The organism is Lachnoclostridium sp. An131, assembly GCF_002160825.1.
In the GTDB taxonomy this organism is placed as follows: Bacteria; Bacillota; Clostridia; order Lachnospirales; family Lachnospiraceae; genus Laedolimicola.
Genome location: NZ_NFLI01000013.1, coordinates 47925 through 61153 on the forward strand (window position 1 = coordinate 47925; position 13229 = coordinate 61153).

At 56.0% G+C, this 13229-nt stretch carries 12 protein-coding genes; all 12 read left to right on the forward strand.

Annotated features, from left to right (window positions below; translation table 11 throughout):
* Positions 1-2: 2 nt before the first annotated feature.
* The 12 genes from B5E77_RS11655 (at position 3) to B5E77_RS11710 (ending at position 13228) form a co-directional block, all read left to right on the forward strand.
* The gene (locus B5E77_RS11655) at positions 3-833 is read left to right on the forward strand and encodes an ABC transporter permease (protein ID WP_087165536.1); all 831 of its coding nucleotides are present in this window, start codon (positions 3-5) and stop codon (positions 831-833) included.
* On the forward strand, positions 830-1888 hold the full coding sequence (locus B5E77_RS11660) for an ABC transporter substrate-binding protein (RefSeq protein ID WP_087165537.1): 1059 nt from the start codon (positions 830-832) through the stop codon (positions 1886-1888). Before B5E77_RS11655 ends, B5E77_RS11660 begins: the two co-directional genes overlap by 4 nt.
* 35 nt (positions 1889-1923) lie before the next feature.
* The gene (locus tag B5E77_RS11665) at positions 1924-3072 is read left to right on the forward strand and encodes a tyramine oxidase subunit B (protein WP_087165538.1); all 1149 of its coding nucleotides are present in this window, start codon (positions 1924-1926) and stop codon (positions 3070-3072) included.
* 35 nt (positions 3073-3107) lie between these two features.
* Entirely contained in the window at positions 3108-4244 is a 1137-nt protein-coding gene (locus tag B5E77_RS11670) for a tyramine oxidase subunit B (RefSeq protein WP_087165539.1), read from the forward strand.
* Positions 4245-4286: 42 nt separating this feature from the next.
* A complete protein-coding gene (locus B5E77_RS11675) occupies positions 4287-4640 on the forward strand; it encodes a (2Fe-2S)-binding protein (protein WP_087165540.1) in 354 nt (117 codons plus the stop codon).
* Positions 4637-6232: an FAD-dependent oxidoreductase gene (locus B5E77_RS11680; protein ID WP_087165541.1), complete on the forward strand. Its 1596-nt coding sequence runs from the start codon at positions 4637-4639 to the stop codon at positions 6230-6232. Before B5E77_RS11675 ends, B5E77_RS11680 begins: the two co-directional genes overlap by 4 nt.
* Positions 6229-6567: a (2Fe-2S)-binding protein gene (locus B5E77_RS11685; RefSeq protein WP_087165542.1), complete on the forward strand. Its 339-nt coding sequence runs from the start codon at positions 6229-6231 to the stop codon at positions 6565-6567. The genes B5E77_RS11680 and B5E77_RS11685 overlap by 4 nt, the downstream gene beginning before the upstream one ends.
* Positions 6560-7687 (forward strand): NAD(P)/FAD-dependent oxidoreductase, encoded by a 1128-nt coding sequence (locus B5E77_RS11690; protein ID WP_087165599.1) that lies wholly within the window; start codon positions 6560-6562, stop codon positions 7685-7687. The genes B5E77_RS11685 and B5E77_RS11690 overlap by 8 nt, the downstream gene beginning before the upstream one ends.
* 50 nt (positions 7688-7737) lie before the next feature.
* Complete coding sequence (locus B5E77_RS11695) at positions 7738-8901, forward strand: iron-containing alcohol dehydrogenase (RefSeq protein WP_087165543.1); 1164 nt, start codon at positions 7738-7740, stop codon at positions 8899-8901.
* Positions 8902-8977: 76 nt separating this feature from the next.
* Entirely contained in the window at positions 8978-9841 is an 864-nt protein-coding gene (aguB, locus tag B5E77_RS11700) for an N-carbamoylputrescine amidase (RefSeq protein WP_087165600.1), read from the forward strand.
* Between the two features lie 113 nt (positions 9842-9954).
* Positions 9955-11100: an agmatine deiminase gene (gene aguA / locus B5E77_RS11705; protein ID WP_087165544.1), complete on the forward strand. Its 1146-nt coding sequence runs from the start codon at positions 9955-9957 to the stop codon at positions 11098-11100.
* Between the two features lie 178 nt (positions 11101-11278).
* Positions 11279-13228 (forward strand): efflux RND transporter periplasmic adaptor subunit, encoded by a 1950-nt coding sequence (locus tag B5E77_RS11710; protein WP_087165545.1) that lies wholly within the window; start codon positions 11279-11281, stop codon positions 13226-13228.
* The last annotated feature ends 1 nt before the right edge of the window (position 13229 follow it).

Consider the following 13229-nt stretch of genomic DNA (forward strand, 5'->3'; position numbering starts at 1 on the left):
GAATGAAAAGAAAAAAGAGAGAACGGGCCAGAAAACGGCTGGGAGCCCTGTTCTGCGCTCTGGTTTATCTGTTTTTATTTCTTCCCATCAGCGTCATTGTGGTAAATTCCACGAACGCCACCACCTCAAAGCCTTATCTGAGCTGGAAGGGGTTTACGCTGGACTGGTATGTGGAATTGTTTGATAATTCCGCGCTGCTGGAATCCTTCGGGAATACCATGGTGATTGCCCTTGTCAGCACTCTGCTGGCGACGGTCATCGGGACCCTGGGAGCGGTAGGCATGTACCGGTATAAGTTTAAGGGAAAAAATCTTCTGGACGGCCTTCTGTACATACCGGTGGTGATTCCGGAGATCGTACTTGGAATCTCCCTTCTGACGATCTTTGCCCTTGTGGATATTCCCAGAGGCATGCTGACGCTGATTCTGGCTCATGTGACCTTCTGCGTTCCATATGTAATCTTTAATGTAAGAGCCAGGCTTGCGGGCTATGACAGCTCCATCGAGGAAGCAAGCCTTGACCTGGGCGCGAACCGGGTACGGACCTTTTTTGAGATTACCCTTCCGGTGCTGGCGCCGGGAATCGCGGGAGGAGCGCTTCTGGCCTTTACGCTCTCTATCGATGATGTGATTATCAGCTATTTTGTAAATGGCCAGACGAAGACCTTTCCGCTCAAGGTCATGGAGAGCATCAAGAGCGGTGTGGCGCCGGATGTGAACGCACTTTCCACTCTGATTCTGCTGGGTACGATTGTACTGGTGGTTCTGACTCAGAGTGATCTTTTAAAAGTAAAAAGGAAAGTGAAAAAGAGGAAAAAGGAGGAAGTATTATGAAAAAGAGATGGATTTGTTCTGCGCTGACACTGACGCTGGCGGCCGGTCTTCTGACAGGCTGCGGAAGCTCTGAGAGCGGTGCCGGGGATGCCGGAGAGTTGAATGTGTTCGTCTGGACGGAATACGTTCCGGACGCGGTATTTGAAAAATTTGAGGAGGAGACCGGGATCACAGTCAATGTGTCCACCTATTCCTCCAATGAGGATATGCTGGCCAAGGTAAAATCCGAGTCCGAGGGGGCTTATGATGTGGTGCTTCCCAGCGATTATATGATTGAGCAGATGATCGCCCAGGATATGCTGGAGGAGCTGGATCAGGACGCGCTTACGAACCTGTCCAATATCGGGGAGGCCTATCTGGACCCCTCCTATGATCCCGGCAACGTCTATTCCGTGCCTTACCAGGGCGGCGTGGCAGCTATCGCGGTCAACACTTCCATGGTGGATATCGATATCACCTCCTATGCGGATCTCTTTGATTCCGCGCTGGCAGATTCCCTGGTAGTCCTGGACGATTACCGGGCAGTGATCGGCATGACGGCCCGCAGCATGGGTTACAGCATGAATGAGACAGACCCGGAGCTCCTCTCCCAGATCGAAGAGAAACTGCTGACGCTGAAGGATAATATCCGTCTGTATGATTCTGACAGTCCCAAGTCTGCGCTGATTTCCGGGGACTGCGCCGTGGGCTATGTGTGGAGCGCGGAGGCGGCTCTGGCCATGGAGGAGAATCCGGATATTGAGGTGGTATATCCCACAGAGGGAGCCTACCTCTTTATGGATAACTGGGCGATCATGAAAGGAACAGAGCATTACGACGAAGCCATGGAATTTATCAACTTCATGCTGGATTCCGAGACGGCTCAGATGGTATCGGAGGAATTCCCGTACCTGAACGCGAATACGGCGGCCATAGAGGCCATGGGTGAGGAGTTCTCCTCCAATCCGGCGAAAAATCCTCCCGCGGACGTCATCGCGGCAGGGGAGTATGTGCAGAATCTGGACACGGATACTCTGGCCATCTATGACGAGATGTGGACGAGACTGAAAGAGTAAGGACAGGATATTTTACAGCAATCGAGGCGGTAGGAATGAAGATTGATTTTTTATATCTGAGTGAGAAAGATATGATAGAAGCGGGCGTGCTGAACGCCGCCCGCTGCATCGAAGCCATGCGGGAGACCATGTCACTCTTTGGAAAAAAGGATTTCCTGCTGGGAGGCCCGAGGGCCGACGAGCACGGCCTGCAGGTGAATTTCCCGGCGAAATCCGATATTCCCGGCTTTCCGCTGGATGACGGGCCGGACCGGCGTTTCATGGCCATGCCGGCCTACCTGAGCGGAAAATATCATGTGGCCGGGCAGAAATATTATGGTTCCAACAGCCACAATCTGCAGAAGGGGCTGCCCCGTTCCATCCTTCTGGTAACACTTTCCGATGTGGACACCGGGGCGCCTCTGGCGATTATGTCGGCCAATCTTTTAAGCGCCATGCGGACCGGCGCCATGCCGGCCTTGGCGGCGGAGTACCTGGCGAAAAAGAATTCCAGGGTACTCTCCCTGATCGGCCCGGGCGTCATCAACAAATGCGCTCTGCGCTGCTATATGGAAGCGCTTCCCAGCATCGATACGGTGAAGATCAAGGGCAGCACGCCGGAATCCAGATCGGCCAGAGCCATGAAGGAGTACATTGAGGCGGAGTATCCGCAGATTCAGAAGATTATTCTCTGTTCCACCCTGGAGGAGGCCTGCAGGGAGGCGGATGTGGTCAGCGAGGCCGTGTCTGTGACAAAGGCAGAGATGGAGGAATTCAAGCCGGACTGGTTTGACAAAGGGACCGCGGTATTTTCCATGGGCAGCTTTTTTGTGAAGGAATATGAAAAGCTTCTTGGCACGCGGATGGTGGTGGACAATTATGGCATGTATGAAAAGTATATGAGCAATTTTATCGCCAGAGGACCGGTGGATGAGTTTGGAAAGAAGCGGGAATGGTGCATTATGGGCATGCACTTTGTCCATCTGGTGAATAGCGGCCAGGCGGAAAGAAGCCAGGTCGTAAATCTTTCGGATCTGGTAAACGGAAAGGCAAAAGGCCGGACCTCCGACGACGAGGTGGTTATGTGCAGCATCGGAGGCATGCCGCTGGAGGATCTCTCCTGGGGCTGGGAGTGCTGGCAGGAAGCCCGGAGAAAAGGGCTCGGAACGGTTCTGAACCTGTGGGAGGAGCCCTATATGAAATAAGAAAAACAGGACAGAACGGACAGGAGGAGAACCTTATGGAATATCCCGGAATTGAATTTTTGTACTTAAATGAAGAAGATATGATACGGGCCGGTGTAAAAGACATGAAGGGCTGTATCGAGGCCATGGAGGAGGTTGTCAAATGCCTGAACGCGGGAGACTACTGTATGGGAGGGGAAAACCACAACTCTCATGGCTGTCAGGTTTCCTTCCCGAAGACCTCGCCTTTTCCGAACATGCCGAAGGATGAGGGAGACGACCGGAGATTTATGGCGATGCCGGCCTACCTGGGCGGACCCTTTGATCTGATGGGAATGAAATGGTACGGCTCCAATATGGCCAATAAAGCCCTGGGGCTGCCACGTTCCATTCTGGTGGTGATGCTCAATGACAAGAACACGGGAGCGCCGCTGTGCCTGATGAGCGCGAACCTGTTAAGTGCCATGCGGACCGGAGCCATTCCCGGAGTAGGAGCGAAATATCTGGCAAATCCGGATTCAGAGGTCTGCGCCATCTGTGGCCCTGGCGTCATGGGAAGAACGACGCTTGCGGCGCTGACGGCGGCCTGCCCGAACCTCCGCAGGCTGAAGGTGAAGGGACGGGGCAGGGCTTCTCTGGATCGGTTTACTGCTCATGTAAGAGAGACGTATCCCCAGTTCGCAGAAATCGAAGCTGTGGATACGGTGGAGGAACTGGTAAAGGATGCGGATGTGATTGCCTTTACCAACACAGGGGGCACAGATCCTTCCACCTATCCCTTTGTGAAGGGAGAATGGCTGAAGCCGGGCGCGCTGATTCTGGGCTTAAGCGCCTTTGATATGGAGGATGAATTCCTGGCCCGGAAGTGCAGGCTTGTGGTGGATAATATGCGGCTCTATGAGGCATGGGAGGAAGAATTCCCCTACCCTTCTTTTGGAGCAAACAATATCATCGGCTCCAAATTTACCGACATGGCCCACGACGGAAAGCTGGACAAAAGGGAGATATATGATCTGGGTGATATTATCTATGGCCGCCGTCCGGGAAGAGAAAGCCCGGAGCAGATCCTGGTCATGTCCGTGGGCGGCATGCCTGTGGAGGATGTGGCCTGGGGCAAGGTCTGCTATGACAATGCGGTGCGGCTTGGGCTCGGCACAAAGCTGAAGCTCTGGGACCGGCCTGATATGTGCTGAAAAGGCGGGGCCGGAATATGGAACCGGGAGGAGAGAGCGGAAATGAAAGCAAGAATAGATCAGCATCCGATTCTGGGAGAACCGGAGAAAGGAAGGCCGGTGGTCTTTACCTACAATGGGCAGGAGCTTACCGGATACGAGGGCGAGCCTGTGGCTGCCGCCCTGAAGGCGGCGGGAGTCATGGTCCATCGGTATACAAAAAAGGAGCATAAGCCCAGAGGAATCTTCTGCGCCATCGGGCGCTGTACGGACTGCGTCATGATTGTGGACGGAAAACCAAATATCCGCACCTGCATCACGCCTCTTAAGGAGGGGATGAAGGTGCAGACCCAGTACGGCGTGGGCGCAGAGCCTTTCGCGGAGCAGGAAGCGGCGGAAAGGAAGGGAGATTTATGAAACGGTATGATTTGATTGTAATCGGGGCAGGACCCTCCGGTCTCTCCGCGGCAATCGAGGCGGCAAAGAGGGGGCTTCATGTGGCGGTATTTGATGAAAATGGGAAGCCGGGCGGCCAGCTGTTCAAGCAGATTCATAAATTCTTCGGCTCCAGGGAGCATAAGGCAAAGCTCCGGGGCTTTACCATCGGCCGCCAGCTTCTTGCGGAAGCCGACGCGGCAGGCGTGGAAGTCGTGCTGAACGCGGTGGTGATCGGCCTTTACCTGGATAAAGAGGCAGTGGTCCGTCTGGGAGATGAGATCCGCCACTATAAGGCGGACGCCATCATCGCGGCCACCGGCGCTTCAGAAAACATGGTGACCTTTGAGGGCTGGACCCTGCCGGGCGTCATCGGCGCAGGCGCAGCCCAGACCATGATGAATCTTCACGGCGTCCGCCCCGGAAAACGGATTCTGATGCTTGGCAGCGGAAACGTGGGCCTGGTGGTCAGCTTTCAGCTTCTCCAGTGCGGCTGTGAGGTGGCTGCTCTTGTGGACGCGGCGCCCCGCATCGGCGGCTACGGCGTCCACGCGGCCAAGGTGGCCCGGACGGGCGTGCCCTTCTATCTGTCTCATACGATTGTGAAGGCAGAGGGAGAGGATCATGTGACCGGAGTGACGATTGCGCAGGTAGATGAGAAATTCCAGTTCATTCCCGGAACCGAGAAGCATTTTGATGTGGATACCATCTGTCTGGCAGTGGGCCTTTCCCCTATGTCCCAGCTTCTGAAGATGGCGGGCTGCCGGATGGAGGACAATCCGAAAAAGGGCGGCCAGGTGCCTGTCTGCGATTCCTATGGGGAGACCAGTGTGCCGGGAATCTTCGCGGCCGGAGATGTGTCCGGCATTGAGGAGGCCAGCTCGGCCATGATCGAAGGCCGGATCGCCGGGGCGGCAGCGGCCTGCCGTCTTGGTTTTATAACAAAGGAAGAGCTGGAAGAGGCCAGCAGCGCGTACCGGGCTTCCCTGTCTCAGCTCCGCCAGGGAATGTTTGCCCCGGAGAACAGGGGAAAGCTTCTGGAAAAGACAGAGGAGGGCGTGGATATTTCCATGAATCTTCTGCGGAAGGGATATCTCCTGGATGAAGAGGTGGAAAAGTATCCCGGTGTGACGCGCCGCAAAGGGATTCATCCGGTGATTGAGTGTTCTCAGAACATTCCCTGCAATCCCTGCCAGGACGCCTGCGCGAAGGGCTGCATTCAGGTGGGGAAAAAGATTACTTCTCTTCCGGTGGTGGACGGGGAGCATCCCTGTATCGGCTGCGGGATGTGCGTGGCCTCCTGCTCCGGGCAGGCGATTTTTCTGCTGAACGAGGATTATGACGAGACTTCCGCCACAGTGACGCTGCCCTGGGAATTCCTTCCGGCGCCGGAAAAGGGCGCAAAGGGCACGGCTCTGGGAAGAAACGGAGAGCCGGTCTGCGAGGCGGAGGTGCTGGAGGTCAAGACCGCCAAAGCCTTTGACCAGACCCGGCTTCTGACCATGCGGATTCCGAAAGAATATGCCATGAAGGCCCGGTTCTTCCGGGCTGCGGAAAGCGGGGTGGGTGCATGAACCAGGTAAATGACAGATCAAGAGATTTGGGGCCGATGGTTCCTCAGCCGGATGACGACCGGATCATCTGCCGCTGCGAGGAGATTACCAAAGGAGAGATCCGCCAGGCGGTCCATGACGGAATGTTTACGCTGACAGAGATCCGCCGGTATCTGCGGACTGGCATGGGGCTCTGCCAGGGCCAGACCTGCGCGAAGCTGGTGAAGGGAATCGTGGCCCGGGAGCTGGGCGTATCCCCGGCAGAGCTGGAGCCTGCCACATCCCGGGCGCCTGTGCGTCCCATCGAAATGCGGGTATTTGCAAAGGAAGGAAAGGGGGATGGAGCGGATGAGTAACTGCGCGGAAGTGATCATTATAGGCGGCGGAGTCATCGGCTGCGCCACGGCCTATTATCTGGCAAAGGAAGGAACCTCCGTGATTGTGCTGGAGGGCAGCGATCACATCGGAAACGGCGGGTCCAGCCGGAACGGCGGCGGCGTGCGCCAGTCGGGCCGGGACCCGAGGGAGCTTCCTCTGGCCATGTACGGTATCCGGACTCTCTGGCCCCACTTGTCGGAAGAGCTGGAGACGGACTGTGAATACCATCAGGACGGAAACCTGCGTCTCGGGAAGACGGAAAAGCACAGAGAGATACTGGAGGGCCTTGCGGACCGGGCCAGAGCCTGCGGCCTGGATGTGCGCATGATTGACGGCGACGAGGTGCGCCGTATCAATCCCCATCTTTCCCATGAAGTAACCGTGGCAAGCTGGTGTCCCACGGACGGCCACGCCAATCCTCTGACCACGACACTTGGCTTCTACAAGATGGCCCGCAGGCTGGGCGCGCGGTTTATCACCGGGGAGCCTGTGACGGAGCTTCGGACAGTAAAAGGAAAAATCAGAAGGGTGATTACGCCGAATAACGTATATGAGGGAGAACAGGTGCTGGTGGCTGCCGGCCTTCACAGCCGGGAGATTCTCGGAACGGTGGGCATCGACGTGCCTATGGATGGCTCTCTTCTGGAGGCCCTTGTGACTGAGGCAGAAGCCCCCATGTTCGATCAGATGCTTGGCACGGCGGACGCGGACTTTTACGGCCACCAGACGAAGCACGGCTCCTTTGTGTTCGGCGGTTCCTCCGGGCTGGAGCCCTTTTATAAGGACAACGGGACGCCGGTCACCAGCAGCAGGACGGCCCCCTGCATCTGCCGTGGCATTATGAAATATTTTCCTGAACTGGCGGACGCCAAGATCGTCCGGACCTGGGCGGGCTGGAGCGACCGGAGCGCGGACGGGGTGCCGGTGCTGGGCGCCGTGGATGAGATTCCCGGCCTTTACGCAGCCTGCGCTTTTACCGGCCATGGCTTTGGCATCTCGCCGGCGGTGGGCGATCAGCTGGCGAAGCTGATCCGGACCGGCAGCACAGATGTGGATTTAAGTCCTCTGCAGTACGACCGGTTTCACGCGAAGATATAGAAGAATACAGGGCTCCGGCCGCGAAAATAAGAGAAAAAGGAGCGGTTTTCATGAATAATTTCAGATTTTATGCTCCCACGGATATCCGCTTTGGAAAGGGGCAGGCAGACTGCCTGCCGGAGGAGCTTGGGAAATACGGAAAAAGAATTCTGATGGTGTACGGAGGAGGAAGCGTCAAAAGGTCCGGCCTCTATGACAGGCTGCAGGAGCTTCTGAAGGAGTTTGAGATCTTTGAGCTTCCGGGCATCGAGCCGAATCCGAAGGTTACTTCTGTGCGGAAGGGCGTGGAGATCTGCAAAAAAGAGCAGATCGATGTCATACTGGCGGTGGGCGGAGGCAGCTGCATCGACGCCTCCAAAAACATTGCCTGCGGAGCGTATTATGAGGGCGATCCCTGGGATCTGGTGCTGGACCGGACCAAAATCACGAAGGCGCTGCCGCTGGCCGTGGTGCTGACGATCTGTGCCACAGGTTCCGAGATGAATAACTGCGCCGTCATCAGCAATGAGGAGACGAATGAGAAGCTGGAGATGGGAGCCGATGTGCTCTATCCAAAGATTTCTATCTGCGATCCCACATATCTTTACACCCTTCCGCCTGCGCAGACGGCAGCTGGAACTGCCGATATCATGTCCCATGTGCTGGAACAGTATTTCCAGCCCTGCGATACAGCCTGGCTGACGGACCGGCTCAGCGAAGAGGTTCTAAAGACCTGCATCCGCTACTGTCCTGTGGCGCTGGAGGAGCCGGAGAATTACGAGGCCAGGGCGAACCTGATGTGGGCCAGCACTCTGGGGCTTAACCATATTCTGACAGCAGGGAAGGGCGGGGCTTGGTCCTGTCATCCCATGGAGCATCAGCTCAGCGCCTTTTATGATATCACTCACGGAGCAGGACTGGCGATTCTGACGCCCGCCTGGATGCGGTACGTGCTCTGTGACCGGACCGCAGGCCGTTTCGCGCTCTATGCGAGACAGGTCTGGGATGTGGAGGCTGAGGACGATTACCAGGCGGCGGAAGAGGGAATCTGCTGCACGGAAAGCTTTTTCCGTAAGATCGGCCTTCCGTCCACCCTGTCTGAAGTGGGAATCGGCCCAGAGCATTTCCGGGAGATGGCAGAGAAGGCTGTGGAGGTCAGCGGAATCGCTGCGCGCTCCTATTATCATCTTGGCGCGGAGGATATTGTAAAAATCTTTGAGAGCTGTCTGGGCTGAAAAGCCGGGCAGCGCCCGAAATATCCGGGCGCTGCCCGGAATGCCCGGACAGGGACAAAGACCAGGAGGAAACAATATGAGAAAGGTGACGGCGGCAGTGACCCAGATGGGCTGTTCCCAAGACCGGGAAGAGAATCTGCAGAAAGCGGAAGACCTGGTCCGGCAGGCGGCGGAGCAGGGAGCTCAGATCATTCTTCTGCAGGAGCTGTTTGAGACGCAGTATTTCTGTCAGACGCAGAACTTTGCATATATGGATCTGGCCCGGCCGCTCTCCGAGAACCCGGCCGTGAAGCGGCTTTCCGTCCTCGCAAAGGAGACGGAGACTGTGATTCCGGTCAGTTTTTTTGAACGCTACGGAAATACAGCGTTCAACAGTGTGGCTGTCCTGGACGCCGACGGAAGCGTCCTGGGCGTTTACCGAAAGACCCATATACCGGACGGCCTGCCCTATGCGGAAAAATTTTATTTTACGCCCGGGGATACGGGTTTTCGTGTCTGGAATACCAGATACGGGCGGATCGGTGTGGGAATCTGCTGGGACCAGTGGTTTCCGGAGGCAGCCCGGAGCATGGCCCTTCTTGGAGCGGAACTGCTCTGCTATCCCACGGCCATCGGCTCGGAGCCCACACTGGGAATTGACTCAAAGGCTCACTGGCAGCGCTGCATGCAGGGACAGGCGGCAGCCAATCTGGTTCCCGTGCTTGCGTCCAACCGGATCGGCACGGAGACAGAGGGAGAAAGCTCCATGACCTTTTACGGCTCTTCCTTTATAGCAGATGAGACAGGAGGGATTGTGGAAGAGGCGGACAGAACTACAGAGGCGGTGCTCGTCCATACCTTTGACCTGGATCAGGCTGCCCTGCGGCGCAGGGAATGGGGCGTATTCCGGGACAGAAGGCCGGAACTGTACGGAATTCTCATGACCCACGGAGAAGGCTGAGCCGGAAAATAGGAATGGTCAATGACAGATAACAGATAACAGATAACAGGGGCGTCCCGGGCACAGGAACTGTGTTCCGGGACGCTTGCGTCAGAGAAAGAGAGGAAGAAAAAATGGCAAATAGAATCTGGAATTCCACACCGAAAAAGGACGGCTACCGGATGCCGGGGGAATACGAGGATCAGGAACGAATCTGGATGATCTGGCCGGAGAGAGGGGACGTCTGGAGAAACGGAGCCCTGCCTGCCCAGAGAGCCTTTGCGGAGGTGGCAGAGGCCATTTCCCGCTTTGAACCGGTCACCATGCTGGCTTCGGACGGGCAGTATGAGAACTGCCGGGCCATGTGCCCGCCGGAGATCACAGTGCTGGAGCTTTCCTCAGACGACGCATGGGCCAGAGACGTCGGCCCGTCTTTTTTAGTTGACGGAAAAGGCGGCCTCAGGGCCTGCGACTGGACCTTCAATGCCTGGGGAGGCCTGGTGGACGGTCTCTATTTCCCCTGGGATAAGGACGACCGGACGGCAGAGAAGATCTGTGAACTGGCAGGGGCAGACTCCTACCGGACGGAAGGCTTTGTGCTGGAGGGCGGCTCCTTTCATGTGGACGGGGAGGGAACGGCGCTGACGACGGAGATGTGCCTTTTAAGCCCCGGACGCAATCCGTCCCTGACGAAAACGGAGATCGAAGAGAAGCTGAAGGAATATCTGAATCTGGAAAAAGTGCTCTGGCTGCCGGACGGGATTGATCCGGAGGAGACGAACGGCCATGTGGATGACGTGGCCTGCTTCGCGCGGCCCGGCGAGGTGGTCTGCATCTGGACGGAGAATCCTTATCATCCCTTTTATGAAGCGGCGCATAAGGCGTACCGGGCTCTGGAAACCATGACAGACGCCAGGGGACGCAGGCTGAAGGTGCATAAGCTCTGCTGTCCGAAGCGGCCGGTACGCATCGGAGAGAATTTTCAGCTCCAGGTATCCGGAACCGCAAAACCCCGGAAGGCTGGCGAACTCTGCATCGCCTCCTACGCCAATTTCCTTCTGGTAAACGGAGGGGTTATCGTGCCTCAGTATGGGGATGAAAATGACGCGCTGGCTCTTTCCCAGCTTCAGGCCATCTTCCCGGAGCGGAAGGTGGTGGGGGTAGATACCCGGGAAATCGTCTATGGAGGCGGCAATATCCATTGCATCACCCAGCAGCAGCCCAGGCGCGCAGGCGGAACGGCCGCGGAAGCTGCAGCCAGTCCGGAAAGCAGTATATAAAACACAGAAAGCTCATAATCCGGACACAGAAAAATCACAGCTTCAACAAAAAACGAACACAATATTTTTTTATAATTAATTTTAACAATAAATGGAAGGACAAAGCCTGGTCCAAGCCGCAACCCGGCATGGATCAGGCTAAAACCTGTAAAAATAAGGGAATTAAGAGGAGCTGTTTGTGAAACTGTGGGAATCCAGGAAAAAGAACCAGGAAGGTGAGGAACTGAAAGAACTGTTTCAGAAAGAAACGCTGCAGGAAGAAGAGAGTTCGGAGGAACCGTATTCAGACAACGGTGCGCCCAAAAAAGAAAATCCCGTTCTCCGGTTTCTGAAAGCTGTAGGAAGAGGGATAAAGGGTGCGGGAAGACGCATCGGGCGTTTTGCGAAAAAGCACAAAATTCTGACCGTGCTGATTGTCCTGATTCTGATAGCGGCCATCGTGGCGCTGGCTGTCTGGCAGAGCAGGAGCCGCAGGCCTCAGATGCAGCAGACCATGACAGTGGAGACAGACACTGTCGAGAGGATGGATTTGACAAATTCCATCGGTGTGACGGGCACGCTTGCCACGGCAGAAGGAAAGTCAGGAACTATGACACTGGAAAATATTGAAGTGACGGCAGTTTATGTAGAGGTGGGAGACGAGGTACAGGAAGGCGATATCATCTGCACCTTTGATTCCTCGGATATCGAGAGCGCCCTTGCAGACGCGCAGAATAATTACGCAGTCAACCAGCAGATAGATGCGCTCGATAATTATGAGACACAGTATACGGAAACCGTGGAAGAAGCGGAGGAATCTCTGCAGGATGCCAGAGATACAAGAGATGCCTACAGAAACGCTTATGAAGACGCAGTAGAAGCGGAGGAAGCCGCCCTGAGCGCGCTGAACGAGGTACAGAGCCAGTACGACACGGAAGCATTGAAAAGCGCGTATGATAACGCGGCGGCCGCGTTGACGGACGCTCTGGAAGAGGCTATGGCTGCGGAATCCTCAGATACAGGGGCAGACAGTTCTACTGGCTCTGAAGAACAGGGAGAGTCAGGAAATTCAGCTTCCTCAGAAGGAAGTCAGATCATTGATCTGGAAGGCTATCTGAATTCCCTTACCACGATTCCGGAAAGCTGCTCGGATGAGAAGGAGGCTTATGATTCCGCGAAATCTGCCTATGAGACAGCGGAGAAAGCCATAAGCGACGCCCAGACGGCCTATGAGCAGGCCCAGGCGAATTCTTCATCCGCTTACAGCGCTTATGAACAGGCGCAGTCTCAGAAAGAGAGCGTGCAGGAGCAGTATGATACGACGGTAGAGCAGGCCCAGGAGACTTATGAGCGGGCTCAGCTGGAAGAGCAGCTTATCACCGAAGATGACGGGCTGAATCAGATAGAGAGCTATGAGGAGCAGCTGGAAGACTGTACGGTATACGCGTCCATGACCGGCACCATTACAGCGCTGAATGTGGAGGAAGGCGGCGTCTTTACCGGCGGCACTATTTACGAAATTCAGGACGTTCACAACTTTATTGTGGAAGCTACGGTAGATGAATATGATGTGGTGGATATCGAGGAAGGACAGACAGCTTACATTGTGACAGATTCCATCGGAGACGAGGAGCTGGAAGGTGAAGTCACCTATGTGTCTCCGGTGGGAACAAGCGGGCAGACGATGGGTTCTGCCAGCGGCACAGCCTCTTACGAGATCCAGATCACCATAAACGAGCCTCAGGATAAGCTGCGCTCCGGCATGACGGCTTCTGTCAGCATAGCGCTGGAGGAAAGCAGGGATACGCTGGCAGTGCCCTATGACTGCGTGCAGACCAATGAAGCGGGAGAGAGCGTCATCTATGTGGATGACAATGGAGAACGGAAGGAAGTCGTGGTGGAGACCGGCATCGAGACGGATTATTACATCGAAGTCAGCAGCGATGAAATTTCGGAAGGAATGACGGTTTATCTGAGCACGCCTCTTGTACAGAGCGGAACGGGCGCGGGTACAGAAGGCGGAACAGAGGAGGAAGGAATGGGAACCTTTGAAGCCGGCGGCGATATGGGCGGCGGAATGCCTTCCGGAGGCGGCGGAGGCATGGGCGGCGGAATGCCTTCCGGAGGCGGCGGTATGGGCGGCTTTTAGG

Excerpts from the sequence above, each read along its gene's own strand:
- B5E77_RS11675 (WP_087165540.1), top strand. The coding sequence starts at position 4,287 with ATGAAAGCAAGAATAGATCAGCATCCGATTCTGGGAGAACCGGAGAAA.
- aguB (WP_087165600.1), top strand. The coding sequence starts at position 8,978 with ATGAGAAAGGTGACGGCGGCAGTGACCCAGATGGGCTGTTCCCAAGAC.
- B5E77_RS11695 (WP_087165543.1), top strand. The coding sequence starts at position 7,738 with ATGAATAATTTCAGATTTTATGCTCCCACGGATATCCGCTTTGGAAAG.
- aguA (WP_087165544.1), top strand. The coding sequence starts at position 9,955 with ATGGCAAATAGAATCTGGAATTCCACACCGAAAAAGGACGGCTACCGG.
- B5E77_RS11670 (WP_087165539.1), top strand. The coding sequence starts at position 3,108 with ATGGAATATCCCGGAATTGAATTTTTGTACTTAAATGAAGAAGATATG.
- B5E77_RS11680 (WP_087165541.1), top strand. The coding sequence starts at position 4,637 with ATGAAACGGTATGATTTGATTGTAATCGGGGCAGGACCCTCCGGTCTC.
- B5E77_RS11660 (WP_087165537.1), top strand. The coding sequence starts at position 830 with ATGAAAAAGAGATGGATTTGTTCTGCGCTGACACTGACGCTGGCGGCC.
- B5E77_RS11690 (WP_087165599.1), top strand. The coding sequence starts at position 6,560 with ATGAGTAACTGCGCGGAAGTGATCATTATAGGCGGCGGAGTCATCGGC.
- B5E77_RS11685 (WP_087165542.1), top strand. The coding sequence starts at position 6,229 with ATGAACCAGGTAAATGACAGATCAAGAGATTTGGGGCCGATGGTTCCT.
- B5E77_RS11665 (WP_087165538.1), top strand. The coding sequence starts at position 1,924 with ATGAAGATTGATTTTTTATATCTGAGTGAGAAAGATATGATAGAAGCG.
- B5E77_RS11655 (WP_087165536.1), top strand. The coding sequence starts at position 3 with ATGAAAAGAAAAAAGAGAGAACGGGCCAGAAAACGGCTGGGAGCCCTG.